This is a genomic window from Lelliottia sp. CFBP8978 (assembly GCF_034046055.2).
GTDB lineage: Bacteria > Pseudomonadota > Gammaproteobacteria > Enterobacterales > Enterobacteriaceae > Enterobacter.
Genome location: NZ_CM188253.1, coordinates 1,819,303 through 1,835,081, shown reverse-complemented (window position 1 = coordinate 1,835,081; position 15,779 = coordinate 1,819,303). Strand labels below are relative to the sequence as shown.

The following is a 15,779-nucleotide window of genomic DNA, read 5'->3' as shown; positions in this document are numbered from 1 at the left end:
AGTGTGTGAAATAACTCTTTGACGGGAAAAATAAATATTTTAATTAGCGGCAGCTTTTTTAATTGAAGCGACTGCTGCTTTAAGGACACCCAAACCATCAATTTTGCCGTACAGCGCAGAATCGATCACTTCTACAGGTTTATTCGGCAGTAAACGCTGAATCTCTGGCAGCATGTACGCGATTTGTGGACCCAGTAACACGACATCCGCAGCCGGGCCTTTCTCGCCTGCCAGCGTTTCAGGAAACGCTTCAATAACCACAGGGACTTCGTACTTTTCAGCCTGCGCACGCATTTTGGAAACCAGTAACGACGTTGACATGCCCGCAGAGCAGAACAGATAGATATGTTTCTTTTCCATAGCAACTTCCCTCATGTATGACCACCCGCTATCGCCCTTCAGTCTGTTAGTGGGTGTGGCTATTGTTTGTCATTGAATGGAGTATACGGCATGGCTCCGGGAGGGGATAATTCGCGAGGTATCACAATTGTCTCTCCTTGACCTGTCGTTTTGACTGCCTTCACATTTTAGGCAAATAATTCGCGCAAATAAATAAGATAATCACAGGCACAAAAAAACCGGCGCATTGGCCGGTTTGGTCACTTGCTCAGGCGAGCAGCTTATTTTGCTTTCGGTGCCTGTGGGTCGGTATCGTACTCAGCACAGGTCTGGTAACCGGAATTAATCACGTGTCCGGTATCGTCAAGAGCGACAAAGTAGGTTTCTGCTTTACCATCCCGTTGACCCAGAATGTAGGTCTGACAGGTCCCACGCGCATGAATCATGGTCACCTCAGAAGAAGGTTTCCCTGCTACCTGCGCAACTTGCGCACGGCTCATGCCTTTTTTCACATCTTTAACGACCGGCTGTGTAAATTGATCTGTTGTACGATCGTAAGCTGTACATCCCGCCAGCATAGTCAGTACCGCCGCTGCGCTTAGAATTCCCGCTACATTCTTGTTCATATTCCGTCCTCTTGTTTATCAGCGTGTTATCTAAGCATGGAATAAAAAGTCATATTCTTCAACTTTGGATACGAAGCGGGATGTTTTTAGGAAAATTCCAATAAAACAACGATAACCTACTAAATTGCAGCAAATTGCCTCACTCGAAACTGTGATCCTTGTCGTTTTACGCCCAAAGAGTTAGTTTTAACAGATAACTCAATCAGCTTCCTTTTGCTAATGGAGGGCGTAATGGCTCTGCAACAAGAGATTATTCAGGCACTCGGCGTGGCGCCTGCAGTCGATGCCCACAAAGAGATTCGCCGCAGCGTCGATTTTTTAAAATCCTATCTACACACTCACCCGTTTCTGAAGTCTTTGGTGTTAGGCATCAGCGGGGGCCAGGACTCCACGCTGGCCGGTAAATTGTGCCAGCAAGCCATCGCTGAACTGCGCCAGGAAACCGGTGACGAGACGCTGCAATTTATCGCGGTTCGCCTTCCTTATGGCGTACAGGCGGATGAACAGGATTGTCAGGATGCTATCGCCTTTATTCAGCCGGATCGCGTGCTGACGGTGAACATCAAAGGCGCCGTATTGGCCAGCGAGCAGGCGTTGCGCGAGGCAGGCATTGAGTTGAGCGATTTCGTGCGCGGGAATGAAAAAGCGCGCGAGCGGATGAAAGCCCAGTACAGTATCGCCGGAATGACCAAAGGCGTGGTGGTCGGTACCGACCACGCGGCAGAAGCCGTCACCGGGTTCTTCACCAAATATGGCGATGGCGGCACGGATATCAATCCGCTTTTCCGTCTGAATAAGCGCCAGGGTAAACAGCTGCTTGCGGCGCTAGGCTGTCCGGAGCATCTGTATAAGAAAGCGCCAACAGCCGATCTGGAAGACGATCGCCCTTCACTGCCGGATGAAGCCGCTCTGGGCGTCACTTACGAGAATATTGATGATTACCTTGAAGGGAAAACGCTGGATGACAGCATCTCGCGCATCATTGAAGGCTGGTATCTGAAAACAGAACATAAACGTCGCCCGCCGATCACCGTGTTCGACGACTTCTGGAAACGTTAATCTGTACGAGGCGGCAAGGCCGCCTCTTTTTTAACCATAATCAACCTGCTACACTGTATAGCTGAACAGTATACGGAGTCTTTTGTGAGCAGGCGTCAATCTGCCCCGCGTCTTGAATTTGAAGCGGCGGCCATCTACGAATATCCCGAACATCTTCGCCCGTGGCTTGAAGCCTTACCTAAGCAGCCAGGCGTCTATTTCTTTCATGGCGAGAGCGAAGCGATGCCGCTCTACATTGGCAAAAGCGTCAATATTCGCAGCCGGGTGTTATCCCATTTGCGCACGCCGGATGAAGCCGCCATGCTGCGCCAGTCGCGCCGTATCACCTGGACGCAAACCGCCGGGGAGCTGGGCGCGCTGCTGCTGGAAGCCCGGCTGATAAAAGAGCAGCAGCCCCTTTTCAATAAGCGTTTGCGACGTAATCGTCAGCTGTGCTCGCTGCAACTTACCGCAGGCAAGCCACAGGTGGTTTACGCCCGCGAGGTCGATTTCTCGCATACGCCGAATTTATACGGCTTGTTTGCTCATCGCCGCGCGGCGTTACAGACTCTGCAGACCATCGCCGATGAACAGCGGCTTTGTTATGGTGTGTTAGGACTGGAGCCTGTCAGCCGCGGGCGCGCCTGTTTCCGCTCCGCGCTAAAGCGCTGTGCCGGAGCCTGCTGCGGTAAAGAGAGTCTGGAAGATCATGAGGTAAGATTAAAGCAGGCGCTGGCCGCATTGAGTGTTACCTGCTGGCCCTGGGAAGGTGCCGTGGCGTTGAAAGAGACCAGCACTGAACTGACGCATTATCACATCATTAATAACTGGCTGTGGCTCGGCGCCGTTGAAAGCTTAACCGATGCGGCAGCGCTGCTGCGAACGCCCGCCGGTTTCGATCAAGACGGCTACAAAATCCTGTGCAAACTGCTGTTGAGTGGCGATTACGAAATCATCGCGCTTAATGGCCAGGCAACCACATGATCTCGCTGAACAACAGCGCGCCTTCCGCTTCCAGCAAACGCAGGGTGTGCGTCCCATCCTGCCAGCTTGCGCCCTGATCGGCGGTCAGCAATTTGTCGCCAAACTGCCAGGCGCCGCTTAAGACAAACGCCACCCCACCGCGTGATGCAAAGGTCGTAAAGGTACGATCGGCGACACGTACTTTGGCCTGACAATATTCGCGCTTTGTCATGATATTAAAATCCATCGACATCTGCCCTTCGTTGAGCCTGGCTTTTACAGGGTGCTCGCCTGCAAAACTGAATGGCTGATGGCGCATCAGGGTATGGCAAAACATTTGGCCGGCATCCAGCGTCACTTCACTGCCTTCCAGCAGTGTAATCACCCGATCCACGCCCGGGAAAAGCGAGAATTCGCCGTTACCGGCAATAGAAGCAATACTTGCACGCCAGTGAAAATCGCGCGTCGCAGAAGGAAAACAGCAAATCTCGCGCGTCTCGCCAGCGCCATTTCGCCAGAGATTGACCGGCATTTTGCGGATATCAAAGAACTCCATCACCACTCCTGAAAGGCACAACAAGCGCCTGGCGACCCGTTGAGGATTGTCGCTGTCTTGATTGTTATCGTTGGGTAATCACAGACGTATTATCGGCAGCAATGCGAGGGGGCCTTAGTATGGCGATGAAAAAAACAGTAACGCCCTGACTCTTTTGAACATTCGCAGAACCGACTACAGGAGAATACCGTGCCCGGAGCGGGAGACAAGAGGGTATGAAAGAAAAAACCGCCGGACCTGTCCACAGCGATTGCGCTTATGTGAACAGGCTTCCGGCGGTCTTATATCAGGTATGCTAATTATTCAGCAGAGGGGGCCATTTTACCTTCTGGCGCCGGACGTTCTGTCAGACGCTTCTCAAAATTAGCATTAAACTGTTTTTTCTGTTCCGGAGTCAGAATGTTGTAGATCTTATTCTGAGTCTCCATGCGTGCCAGCATACCCGCTTTGTGCTGCTCGGCCATTTTGTCGATCTGTGCTTCGGCTTTCGCCTTATCGAAACTGTCGCTGGCGATAATGTCATGCATCGCGCGGCGTTCTTCTACCGGCGGACGTTTCATCTGGTCGCGCTGGCTTTTCATGATCTCGCGAACCTGCTGTTTCTGCGCATCGGTCAGATTCAGATCTTTAAACATCATGTCATGATGCGGACCCGGCTTACCTTTATGATGCATCATCATTTTGCCATCAGCAGGCGCGGCAGTCGTGGTCGCGGTATCGGCGGCGAACGCCATGCTGGTAGCGCCCAGAGCCAGGGTAGAAGCAACAAACAGTGCAGTTAATTTACGCATAATATTTTGTCCTTACTTTCAGTTATTCTTCGGCGCTATGCCGTGTTGACGAGATTAACTTTACGGGGTTTAACGTCAATTAGTCAGAGCAACAGTAAAACAATGAAAGTGTAAAAAACAATTTATCGCCAAATGTGGAGAAATTAAGGATAAAGCATGGAGAGTTGAAACTAAAATATACAACGACATGATTTAAAGAGGATTTTTAAGAAGTATAACAAAGTGCAGACTAATAATAAAGCAGTTAGCCAGGAATAGTCTGTAAAAAACACGTATCATCATACCTCTCCCAATCCCCGTTCGAAGATACCCTGAGCTTTCATTACCTCCCGGGTCTTTTTTATGTGCTGAATTACCCCTTCTCAAAGCAGATACCATTTTTGGCTCTCTTCTATAGAGGACGTATGGACCTGCACCTGAACCTGGCGATGGAAACTAAAAGGCGTTGGCGTGTCGTGACCAGCAGATCCATAAACGATTTTATCCGCTGCGTCTTAGACCAGAGAAAAGGCGCGGTGGTTATTCATCACAAGCGCAGCCACGTCAGTGAACTTCATATAAACTCCCCCAGCAGTTCCTTAAAACGCTTTATCGAACTCAAAAGCCTGGCATCTGCATTATGATAAATAAAACAGCGGATATAAGATGTCTCAACTTGCTCAATATCTATTCCTTCAAGACGGAATAGCCTTGCCATTTTCTCTGAGGAAATACAGACACCTTTTCCCGCACGAATAAACGATAACAACGTGAACAGATTATGGTTATGCTCAATAAATTCAGGCTCGCCCTCCCTGGGACCCAGGATATTTTTAATTCTTGTTTTATAGCGTTGCGTATGCTGATCTTTCCAGACAAAAAATTTGTTATTCTTGCTGCTATGTTCGGCAGTACTGCTACGAAGGATAACGTGATGGCAACCATGCCAGGAATCACACTGGAATGACAATTCAGGATCCATGGATCTGAATGCCAGCACGATGCTGTTACTCTGGTATTTTAGTGCATAAAACTCTTCGTTTGTAAGGTGCGTTCTTTTTATGCCGAACTTGAGATTTTCAGACTGAAAAACACTTTGCAGGTGCTGAGCAAGTAATGGCGGTACTGAAATATCAACATAAATGTTCATTTGAGTATCATGGGTGTTTTTTCTCAAACTCTCCTCAAATGCCAAAAGATTTTGATAGGCCGGCAAGCAGCTATTGTAACAGTCCCATGCAAGCTGGGTGGGTTCCAGGTCATTATGCCTTCTGCTAAATAACTTTCCGCCTAGCGACATCTCCAGCTCGGTTAACGCCTTACTGAGGGGTGACCTCGTGATACACAACTCCTCCGCAGCCTTGCCAAAATTCTTGTTTCTCATGATAACCATGAAGTAACGCATCTTCTTCGACAAAAATATCCCCATAGCAAACCTCGTGAAAAGCTTGTTAATTTTATACGCAACGATTTTGTTGCCGCCGACAGTAATAACTACAGCACCACTCAATAAAAATGTTTATCAATAAGGGAAATAATTCTTTCAAATCAGGAAAGACACAAGCTTTTCGATAACAAGTTTATACATTTACAATCAAACCCTGATGACGTTATTTTCACTGTCTTCTGATTCATATTAGTTATGGTAACTTAATTTCACAGGCATGCAATCGGCCACCAGAAAGAAACGCCCTCCCTCTGCTTATTATTAAATAATAGTAATGAATATGAAAATAATTTCCTTGAAAATTATTTATTCAACCCCTTGATTAAACTCATTTTTGAATAAAAGAAACACAACTAGTTTAATGCTGGCAAACAGCATGAGAAATCCATTGTTACACACTTGCAACAATAACCACATAATTTATACAGATTAAATATTATTTTAAGGCACTCACTAAACCGCATAGCCGAAAAAGAATGGTTTCATGCTTGTTTTGATGAGTCGCCACCATCAATAGATTGTTTATTGATGATGACTGAACAGGAGAGTTGATATGGAGACTTCACAAATGAAAATAATGATGCGATGTGTGTCATTATTGACAACATCACCGTTAAACCCATGGGTATTCATTGCAGCATTCGCCGGAAGCATCATTTTTAGCGTTACCGATAAGAAGCATTCCCACTGGAGTGCTGTCGCGCTTTTTGTGTCATCAATGATTATTGGCATTACCTCTTCAGACTTTGCGGCAGCCGTTTTATCTCACTTCATCTCACAGTATACCGGCCTTAAAATAACCGTCCCGCAACCCGTTGGGGCGACGGTATCAGCGGTTATCTCAGTACGTCTTTTGACGTATTTAAACCGTCGACACCGTAAAGAAAAATCATTTCTGGCACGCTTAACTAAAAATCTGAAGAAGTAATGATTTCTTCATCGCCAGACTCACCCGATTGTTTTGAGCCAAAAAGAGAAACAAATTTTTCTTGAAATAATAAAACCGGATAAAAAACACCCGTAATCTGAATACACCCCAGCGAGAAATGATTAACTCAGCGGGGAGAAGCCACAGCTAAATAACAACCGTCCGATAATAAATAAGGAACCTACTATGAAAGATACCACCCAAAGTGTGATTGCCTATGCTAAATGGGAATCAGGTACCACCCCGGAACCCTATTATGATAACTGTATTATTACACTTTATAATATGACGACTGAAGATATTGTCGACCCTGAGATTACGTTTATCCTGGCAGAGGGTCAAACGCCCAGCGAGAATATGAATTTTGAATTTCACGTCACCGGTAACACGGTTACGGGTAAATTGACCGACACTAAAACTATCCCGGCTAACCAGGGCTCGGTCAGCTTTGCGATCGGAATTAATGGTGGCAGCGTGATAGGCCCATTGCCGTCCGGATTTAGTGTCAACGGCACATCAGCCGATGCACCAGCAGACTCTGAAGCGCCGTCCGTCCCTCAGGATGTGGTGGTCAGCGCTGCAGGGGCAAAAACCGCATCGCTTAACTGGCAACCATCGACCGACAATCTTATTGTTGTCAGCTATTGCGTTGAATACTCTGATGGCGCTTCTGTTTATCAGCTCTCCGTGGATACTAATAGCGCAAATATTACCGGATTAAATGAAAAGACACCTTATACGGTAACGATCAGCGCAGTGGATATCGCCGGAAATACATCCGCCAAAAGCGCCCCGGTCTCCTTCGAGACGAAAACGCCCGTTCCCGATCCCGGTGAATATAATTTCTCTGTTGCCCCCTATATCGATTACATGGCATATCCTCAGCTGACTGCCGGTATCTGTTATGAGGCCTCTGGCATCAAGAATTATACCCTGGCATTTATTGTCACTGGCACGAACAGTCTGGATGGTTCGCTGATGCCGTCATGGGGTGGCCAGAGCGATGTAGCCTATGATGCTCGTACCGGCAGCCTGGCTAAAGATGATATTGCGGCGTTGCGGGACGCCGGAGGGGATATCGCCATCTCGTTTGGCGGTTCAGCCGGTATGCCACTCGAAGAAGCGGTGAAAGACACGAATACGCTGATCGACTGGTATCAGCAGATTATTAATAACTATGCGCTGAAATATATTGATTTCGACTTTGAAGGCGAAGTACTGGCGAAAAAAGATGTGATGACTCGTCACGCGATAGTTATTGAAGCTGTGATGCGCGCCAACCCAACTCTCCAGGTCTCCTACACGCTGCCGGTTGATGGTCAAAATAATCCAGCCAGTCAGGGGCTGAGTTCCTACGGTGTCGATTTCATTACGATGCTGGCTAATGCCGCTATTCGGCCTTCCATGATTAATGGCATGACGATGGACTTTGGCTATGATTCACCCGCAGATATGTTTACGTGTGTGAAATATGCGCTTGATGCTCTGAATAATCAGATCGTTACCGCCTGGCCAGAATTCACGCCTGAGCAGGCATGGCGCCGTATGGGGGCGACGCCTATGTTCGGTGATAATGATGTTCAGGGTCAGACCTTCACCACGCAAAACCAGTCACAACTTCTGGATTACGCGAAGCAGGTCAATCTGGGGATGTTGTCAGGCTGGAGTGAAAACCGCGACTACACGATGTTCGACTGGGCTTATAGTGTCATTATTGCGGAGTATCAGCACAGTCATTCATAACGCTTTACTGTGATCTGCCCATTTAGGGTGATACATGGCCGCAACAGGCAAATTGCGGCCATTTTTGTCCTTATCAGCACGTCTGAAACAAGACGGTCCTTTTTAGCTGGTTATTTTCTCAAGCATCAGTCCGGCCCGCAGTCCCAATGCGACGGACGGATTCGGAAATAACACATACTCGGTTTTTTTCTGCACCTCATAGCGTTCTTCACCATCTTCCGCCAACAACACGCCCTGGCGAAAAGGGGTAAAGTTAAGCGTATGCCCCGCCATATGCAGTAAGAATGCGTCGCTGCGACGGGTGATTTGTTGCACAACGCGATAGCGCTCAACGGGCTCAGAACGGTGTACGGGGGGCGTTGCGGCCAGCAATGCCCGCAGCGCTTTCTGCGTTGTGGCAAAACGAGTCAGGTCGTTTTGGCCAAACGGCAGGGCTTTGCCCAGCTCCAGAGTGCAGGCCAGCGCACCAAAATGCTCGCAGGTAAAATGCGTAAACGTGCCGCCCGGCGACTGATGAAACACCAGCGCCTCCAGTCCGGCATCGCCGAGCCACGACAGAAAGCGCTCATCCCAGGGCTCGCTACGCTGCGGCATAACGCCAAAGCGAACGTGGTACGACGCCCGAATAGCGGTGTGTAGATCCAGATGCCAGCGCTCCTCTCCCGCCGCGGCAAAAAACGCGCTCACCACCTTTTCCAGCTCCTGCGCACGTTTGGTCTCTGCGCTCGGTGGAAACTGAGACCTGCGCCCGCCAAACATCCGGTTAATATCACTCACCAGATAACGTTTGTTTTCCGCCAGCGCCGCGGGATTGCCCAGCACCACCAGTAGACGACAGCGCAGCGGGATATCTTCGCGAAACAACGCGCCAAGCAGCTGATCCACCATCTCCACCGGCGCAGTTTCGTTGCCGTGCAGGCCTGCGGAGAGCAGCAGTGAACGCTCGACCTTGTCGAAGGGGGTGAGCGCAAGCAGCCCCCGCCCCAGCCACTCCCAGTGAAACGTTTTTCCCGCGCCTTCTCTTTTCGCAGGCATTTCATCCGCCAGCGTGAGCGCCAGTAAATTCTCCATCCCCTCTCCTTAGCGCTGGAACGGATAAACCGAACCCAGCTGCAGGATTGTCGTCAGTGCATCCAGCGCCTCGCGCCCTTCGCGCAGCAGCTGCGGGTCAACCAGATCGGCCTGGGTCAGACGGTCGCGATAGTAGCGCTCAACCCAGTCATTCAGGGTCGTAAAGAGCGTATCATTCATCATCACCGCCGGGTTCACCGCCTGCATCTCTTGCGGGGTGAGTACCACCCGCAGGCGCAAACACGCCGGTCCGCCACCGTTCGCCATGCTTTCGCGCAGATCAAACACGCGCAGTTCACTGATGGGATTATCGCCCGCCACCAGCTCGTTCAGATAACGCCATACGCCCGGGTGATTACGCGACTCCTGCGGCAGAACCAGCAGCATGCTGCCATCGTCACGACTAAGTAACTGGCTGTTAAACAGATAGGTTTCGACCGCATCCTGCACGCTGACGGCGTCGGTCGGCACCTGCACCGGCGTAAACCCCGGTACACGTTCATGAAGCGTGGCGAGCAGCGCGTCCTGTCTGGCAAAAGCCTGCTCATGGCAGAACAGCACCTGGCGATTCGATACCGCAATCACGTCGTTATGAAACACACCCTGATCGATGACGTGCGGATTTTGCTGGGCAAAGATCGCCTGCCCCGGATTAACCTGATTCAGACGGGCCACCGCCTGGCTGGCCGCCAGCGTTTGACGCGCCGGATAGCGCGCCGGGGCGGCATGGCCACCTTCATCGCGGCCATAAATAAAGAGTTGCGTGGCGGGGTCTCCGTAATCGCCCCCCAGACGGTTATGGTTGGCTGCGCCTTCATCGCCAAACATCGCGACCTGCGGCAGCGCCTCATGCACGCTAAACCGTTCTGCATCACTAAAAATGGCGCGCAGGACGCGCTCGGTAGTCACCGCCTCCGTCGCGCGATGAAATTTATTATTCAGATTCGCCACGGTCAGGTGGACTTTGCCGTCCAGCGTATCGGCCGATGGCGCAACGGTGGCCGCATTGGCGACCCACATCGAAGAGGCAGAACTTGCCGCCGAGAGCAAATGCGGGACCTGAGTCCCGGCCTTTTCCACCACCTGCTCATCGCTGCCGCTAAAACCCAGCTGGCGCAATACCGCCACGTTTGGACGCTCCTGCGGCGGGATAACCGCCTGCGGAAAACCGGCATCCGCCAGCGCCTTCATCTTTTTCAGCCCCTGCTGCGCCGCAAGCTTAGGATTTGACACCTGGAAACGGTGCTTAGTCGACGCCTCATTGCCAAACGACAGCCCGGCATAGTGGTGAGTCAGCCCCACCAGCCCGTCAAAGTTCACTTCACGCGCTTTCATGGCGACTCCCCTGCGTAAAATCCAGGCCTGGATTCAGCGTTTCCGGCAGCGTCAGCGCGGGTGTTTCCAGACTTGCCATTGGCCATGCGCAGTAATCCGCCGCGTACCACGCGCTGGCGCGGTGGTTGCCGGAGGCGCCCACACCGCCAAACGGCGCGGTACTTGCCGCTCCGGTCAGGGGTTTATTCCAGTTAACAATACCGGCACGCGCTTCAATCAATAACTGTTCGAACTTTTCGCGATCCGCAGAGATCAGCCCGCTCGACAGCCCGTATCGGGTGTTGTTCGCCATGGTAATCGCGCTGTCAAAATCATCGTAACGCCAGACACACAGCAGCGGCCCGAAGGTCTCTTCATCCGGCGTGTCGCTGGCCCCGCTCATGTCGATAATTCCCGGCGACAGCAGTGACGTCCCCGGCTGCAGCAGTTTCGGCTCCAGCAGCGTGGTTGCACCGCGCGCAAGATGCTCGCGCCAGGCGTTAATCACGTTTTGAGCGGCCTGTTCCGAGATCAAGCCGCCGATAAACGGCTGCGGGTCCGCGTCCCACGCCCCGGGAACCAGACGCGCGCTGACTTCAATCAGCCGGGCCAAAAAGGCATCGCCCTGCGCGCCGCGTTTAACCAGCAGACGACGCGCGCAGGTGCAGCGTTGCCCGGCGGTCACGAACGCCGACTGAATCGCCAGATGCACTGCCGCGTCGATATCATCAGGATCTTCCACAATCAGCGGGTTATTACCGCCCATCTCAAGGGCAAGAATTTTTTCCGGATGACCGGCCAGCTGACGATGCAGCTGATAGCCCGTGCCCGCGCTGCCGGTAAACAGCAGACCGTCGAGATCGCTTAAGGCGCTCAGAGCCTGACCGGTTTCCCGACCGCCCTGCACCATATTCAGCACGCCAGGCGGTAAACCGGCCTGCTCCCACAGCTTAACCACCGCTTCACCGCTCCACGGCGTCAGCTCGCTGGGTTTGAAAATCACGGTATTGCCCGCCAGCAGCGCCGGTACAATGTGGCCGTTCGGCAAATGGCCGGGGAAGTTGTACGGACCAAATACCGCCAGCACGCCGTGTGGACGATGGCGCAGGGTCGCCGAGCCATCCGCCATGTCGGTATGCTGTTCGCCCGTGCGGGTGTGATACGCTTTCACCGAAATCGCGACTTTGTTGATCATCGCCGTAATTTCTGTCGTTGCCTCCCAGCGCGGCTTGCCGGTTTCGCGGGCAATTATCGTGGTCAACTCCGTTTTGTTGGCTTCAAGTAATGCCGCAAATTTTTCGACTATCGCCTGACGCACCGTAAAAGGCTGCTTCGCCCAGGCCGGAAAGGCGTTTCGCGCGGCTTTGCCTGCCTGCTCAACCTGCAGCGAGCTGGCATCATGCCCCTGCCACAGCGCCTCTTTTCCTACCGGATTGGTCTTCACGCGTCGTTCGCCTTCGCCCGTTACCCAGTCGCCATTGATCCATAAAGTCATGCTGTTTTCTCCTCGGGGCAGAGTCGCACCAGACGCACCGTGTCGCCTGCATTACATTTCAGGGCATCCAGTTGTGCTGCCGTCAGCACCAGACGCTCACATTTCGGGTTCGCGCGAATCAGCGTGGCGCGAAAGTGGTCATATTGTTCGTTGGCGACCAGACAGGCCGGCCATTCACCTGGCGCTGGTTGGCCTTCAACCACCGTCACCAGACGGCTTTTACGGATCGCCCGCACGCGATCGACATCGCACTCCAGCGTCGGGCCGCCGTCAAAAATATCGACATAGTTACGGTAGCGGAATCCCTCTTTTTCCAGCACCGCGCGGGCCGGTGCGGTCTGCGGGTGAACTTCACCTATCACCGCCTGCGCTTCAGGGCTGAGAAAATGGGTATAAATGGGGTGTTTTGGCATTAGCTCGGCGATAAAGGCTTTCTGCCCTGTACCGCACAAATAGTCTGCGCGGCTAAACTCCATTGAGAAAAAGCGCTCGCCGAGGCTTTCCCAGAACGGGGAGTAGCCCGTCTCATCAATGACGCCGCGCATTTCCGCCACCACTTTTTCATTAAAGCGATCGCGGAACGCGGCCATAAACAGGAAACGTGATTTGGAAAGCAGATACCCGTTGCCCTCTTTACGCCAGTCAGGATCGAGGAACAGCGTGCAAAGCTCGCTGCTGCCGGTGTGATCGTTACTGAGCGAGAGCGTCGGCAGCGCGTTATAGATGTTCAGCTCTTTCGAGGCGTGAACCAGCGTCCCCACGCGATAGTTGTACCAGGGTTCATTGAGGCCGACGGCGACTTCGATAGCGCAGATCCCGGCGACGGTTCCTGTGTCAGTCTCTTCCAGAACAAAGACATATCCCTGTTCGCTTTCCGGCACCGTCCCTTGCCAGGTTTGCAGGGCACGCTCAATACGCGCCGACAGCGTTTTTTCATCGGCGGGAAGCGAGGTCAGCCCGCCTCCCGTCTTACCGGCAAGCTGCATGAGCCCGGCGAGATCGCCGCGCTCAACGGGACGGATGACCATCATGATGACACCCCTGACTTCACGCGTTCACAGGCTAACGCGAAGCGGTCTAAGCCGGTGGTGATCTCCTCTTCGCTGACGATCAGCGCCGGGGCAAATCGCACCACATTGGCACCGGCAATCAGCACCATCACGCCCGCTTTGGCCGCTTCCTGTGAAATAAGTTTAGCTTTTCCGGCAAATTCAGCCGTGAGTTCGCAGCCAATTAACAGCCCCAGACCGCGAATTTCTTTGAACATGCCCACTTTGCTGTTAATCGCACTCAGGCGCTCAACAAACCAGTCGTGACGCTGCTTCACACCGTTCAGCACGTCCGGTGTATTAATGATGTCCAGCACCTGCCCGGCCACGGCCGATGCCAGCGGGTTGCCGCCGTAGGTGGTGCCGTGCGTCCCCACGACCATCACGCTGGCGCATTCATTTGTGGTGAGGATCGCCCCCACCGGGAACCCGCCGCCCAACGCTTTTGCCGTCGACAACACATCTGGCGTCACGCCGTAGTGCATATAGGCGTAAAGCTCGCCGGTGCGGCCCACTCCGGTCTGCACTTCATCAAAAATCAGCAGCGCATGGTGTTGATCGCACAGCTCACGTAATCCTTGCAGGAAAGCTTTATCTGCCGGCACGACACCGCCCTCGCCCTGCATCGGTTCCACAATCACCGCGCAGGTGGTGTCATTGATCAGTTCGCGCGCCGAATCGAGGTCGTTATAGACCGCATGACGAATCTCCGGCGGTAACGGCGCAAAATCTTGTGAATAGGCCGGTTGGCCGCCAGCACTGACGGTAAACAGCGTGCGGCCATGAAATGCATTTTTAAACGCCACGATCCCGCTCTTTTGCGCGCCGAAACGATCGTGGGCATATTTACGCGCCAGCTTCAGCGCCGCTTCGTTGGCCTCGGCCCCCGAGTTACAGAAGAAGACTTTCTCGGCAAAGGTCGCATCAATCAGCTTTTTAGCCAGTCGCAGCGCGGGCTCGTTGGTATAGCCGTTGCCGGTATGCCAGAACTTCGCCGCCTGATCGTTCAGTGCCTGACGCAGCGCCGGATGGGCATGCCCCAGCGCATTCACCGCGATACCGCCGGCAAAATCAACGTACTCTTTTCCCTGCTGATCCCACAGGCGCGAACCTTCTCCCCGTACCGGAATAAAAGCCGCCGGCGCGTAAACCGGCATCATCCATTCATCAAAATTTTCACGCGTAATTGACAGAGACATAGCGACCTCATCCGGTAAATAAAAAGTTGTTTATATGTTAAATAATTGAGTGTTTGCACTGTGAATGTAGATTGCAGAGTTCGTGCCAGCCAGCGATAAAAATGCATAAACGGGATGAGGTGACAGAATATCAACAAGTTACAATATGGAGATATTCACTGTTAGTGCATAAAAAGTGAATATTTTTACGATAAGCGGCGGTTTGCGGGACGAAACTAAGAAATATTATTCACAAGCAAAATATAATTCTGGAATTGTGATCGCTCGCGAAATTTACCGGCCGTTTACGCGCTGTAAGAGGGCAGAGCGCGTCAAAATGGTGCAAATATTGCACCGTCAGAAATATCTGTCGCAGTTATTGGTCGATCCCGCTAACAGGCGGCGCAAATTCTGCTACCATCCATGCATTATTCACCTGGCACTGGCAGCGACTATGAAATTTGTCTCTTTTAATATCAACGGCCTGCGCGCCCGACCTCATCAGCTGGAAGCGATTGTTGAGCAACACCAGCCAGACGTGATCGGCCTGCAGGAGACAAAAGTCCACGATGATATGTTCCCCCTCGAAGAGGTGGCTAAACTGGGCTATAACGTCTTTTATCACGGGCAAAAAGGCCATTACGGCGTTGCGCTGCTGACCAAAGAGACTCCCGTTTCCGTTCGCCGCGGCTTCCCGGGCGATGACGGCGAAGCACAGCGCCGCATTATCATGGCGGAAATCCCCTCCCCGCTTGGCAATATCACCGTTATTAACGGTTACTTCCCCCAGGGCGAAAGCCGCGACCACCCGACAAAATTCCCGGCGAAAGCGAAATTCTACCAGGATTTGCAGGATTATCTGGCCACAGAGTTGAACAAAGAAAATCCGGTGCTCATCATGGGCGATGTGAATATCAGCCCGACTGACCTGGATATCGGCATCGGGGAAGATAACCGCAAGCGCTGGCTGCGCACCGGCAAATGCTCCTTCCTGCCGGAAGAGCGTGAGTGGATGGATCGTCTGATGAGCTGGGGGTTGGTCGACACCTTCCGCGCTGCGAACCCGGAGACTCAGGATCGCTTCTCGTGGTTTGATTACCGTTCAAAAGGCTTTGATGATAATCGCGGCCTGCGTATTGACCTGCTGCTGGCCAGTGCGCCACTGGCAGAGCGCTGTGTGGAAACCGGGATCGACTACGATATCCGCAGCATGGAGAAGCCGTCCGACCACGCGCCAGTCTGGGCGAAGTTCAAACTGTAAT

General features: G+C 52.4%; 15 protein-coding genes. 5 read left to right on the top strand and 10 right to left on the bottom strand.

Annotation, left to right across the window (positions count from 1 at the left end; translation table 11 throughout):
• Positions 1-39: 39 nt before the first annotated feature.
• On the bottom strand, positions 40-360 hold the full coding sequence (gene chbB / locus SOM82_RS08560) for a PTS N,N'-diacetylchitobiose transporter subunit IIB (RefSeq protein WP_154125163.1): 321 nt from the start codon (positions 358-360) through the stop codon (positions 40-42).
• A gap of 260 nt (positions 361-620) precedes the next feature.
• Positions 621-965 carry an osmotically-inducible lipoprotein OsmE gene (gene osmE, locus SOM82_RS08555; RefSeq protein ID WP_154125162.1) on the bottom strand — a complete coding sequence of 115 codons (345 nt, stop codon included), beginning with the start codon at positions 963-965 and terminating at the stop codon, positions 621-623.
• Positions 966-1,196: 231 nt separating this feature from the next.
• Between osmE and nadE the strand changes: the two genes are divergently transcribed.
• Positions 1,197-2,024, top strand: a complete 828-nt coding sequence (gene nadE / locus SOM82_RS08550) for an NAD(+) synthase (protein ID WP_320459280.1) — start codon at positions 1,197-1,199, stop codon at positions 2,022-2,024.
• An 84-nt stretch (positions 2,025-2,108) separates the two neighbouring features.
• A complete protein-coding gene (cho, locus tag SOM82_RS08545; RefSeq protein WP_320459279.1) occupies positions 2,109-2,987 on the top strand; it encodes an excinuclease Cho in 879 nt (292 codons plus the stop codon).
• Here the strand turns inward: cho and ves are convergent.
• The 3 genes from ves to SOM82_RS08530 all read right to left on the bottom strand — a co-directional run bounded on the left by ves (position 2,965) and on the right by SOM82_RS08530 (position 5,802).
• Positions 2,965-3,522: an environmental stress-induced protein Ves gene (gene ves / locus SOM82_RS08540; RefSeq protein WP_154125159.1), complete on the bottom strand. Its 558-nt coding sequence runs from the start codon at positions 3,520-3,522 to the stop codon at positions 2,965-2,967. The two genes, cho and ves, sit on opposite strands and share 23 nt — an antisense overlap.
• A 299-nt stretch (positions 3,523-3,821) precedes the next feature.
• Positions 3,822-4,313: an ATP-independent periplasmic protein-refolding chaperone Spy gene (gene spy / locus SOM82_RS08535; protein WP_154125158.1), complete on the bottom strand. Its 492-nt coding sequence runs from the start codon at positions 4,311-4,313 to the stop codon at positions 3,822-3,824.
• A 553-nt stretch (positions 4,314-4,866) separates the two neighbouring features.
• Complete coding sequence (locus tag SOM82_RS08530; RefSeq protein ID WP_320459278.1) at positions 4,867-5,802, bottom strand: LysR family transcriptional regulator; 936 nt, start codon at positions 5,800-5,802, stop codon at positions 4,867-4,869.
• A gap of 490 nt (positions 5,803-6,292) precedes the next feature.
• On the opposite strand from SOM82_RS08530, the gene SOM82_RS08525 reads away from it, so the two are divergent.
• Positions 6,293-6,667, top strand: coding sequence for a putative holin (locus SOM82_RS08525; protein ID WP_154125156.1), 375 nt, complete (start codon positions 6,293-6,295; stop codon positions 6,665-6,667).
• A gap of 186 nt (positions 6,668-6,853) precedes the next feature.
• The gene (locus SOM82_RS08520; RefSeq protein WP_320459277.1) at positions 6,854-8,410 is read left to right on the top strand and encodes a fibronectin type III domain-containing protein; all 1,557 of its coding nucleotides are present in this window, start codon (positions 6,854-6,856) and stop codon (positions 8,408-8,410) included.
• 102 nt (positions 8,411-8,512) lie between these two features.
• On the opposite strand, the gene astE is transcribed toward SOM82_RS08520, so the two are convergent.
• From astE to astC, 5 genes are read right to left on the bottom strand one after another with little or no spacing between them, the layout of a single operon-like run.
• Positions 8,513-9,481: a succinylglutamate desuccinylase gene (gene astE, locus SOM82_RS08515; RefSeq protein WP_320459276.1), complete on the bottom strand. Its 969-nt coding sequence runs from the start codon at positions 9,479-9,481 to the stop codon at positions 8,513-8,515.
• 9 nt (positions 9,482-9,490) lie between these two features.
• The gene (gene astB / locus SOM82_RS08510) at positions 9,491-10,816 is read right to left on the bottom strand and encodes an N-succinylarginine dihydrolase (protein ID WP_320459275.1); all 1,326 of its coding nucleotides are present in this window, start codon (positions 10,814-10,816) and stop codon (positions 9,491-9,493) included.
• Positions 10,803-12,290, bottom strand: coding sequence for a succinylglutamate-semialdehyde dehydrogenase (gene astD, locus SOM82_RS08505; RefSeq protein ID WP_320459274.1), 1,488 nt, complete (start codon positions 12,288-12,290; stop codon positions 10,803-10,805). The genes astB and astD overlap by 14 nt, the downstream gene beginning before the upstream one ends.
• A complete protein-coding gene (gene astA / locus SOM82_RS08500) occupies positions 12,287-13,321 on the bottom strand; it encodes an arginine N-succinyltransferase (RefSeq protein WP_154125151.1) in 1,035 nt (344 codons plus the stop codon). Before astA ends, astD begins: the two co-directional genes overlap by 4 nt.
• Positions 13,318-14,538: a succinylornithine/acetylornithine transaminase gene (gene astC, locus SOM82_RS08495; RefSeq protein WP_320459273.1), complete on the bottom strand. Its 1,221-nt coding sequence runs from the start codon at positions 14,536-14,538 to the stop codon at positions 13,318-13,320. The genes astA and astC overlap by 4 nt, the downstream gene beginning before the upstream one ends.
• A gap of 433 nt (positions 14,539-14,971) precedes the next feature.
• Between astC and xthA the strand changes: the two genes are divergently transcribed.
• On the top strand, positions 14,972-15,778 hold the full coding sequence (gene xthA, locus SOM82_RS08490; protein ID WP_320459601.1) for an exodeoxyribonuclease III: 807 nt from the start codon (positions 14,972-14,974) through the stop codon (positions 15,776-15,778).
• Position 15,779 lies beyond the last annotated feature (1 nt).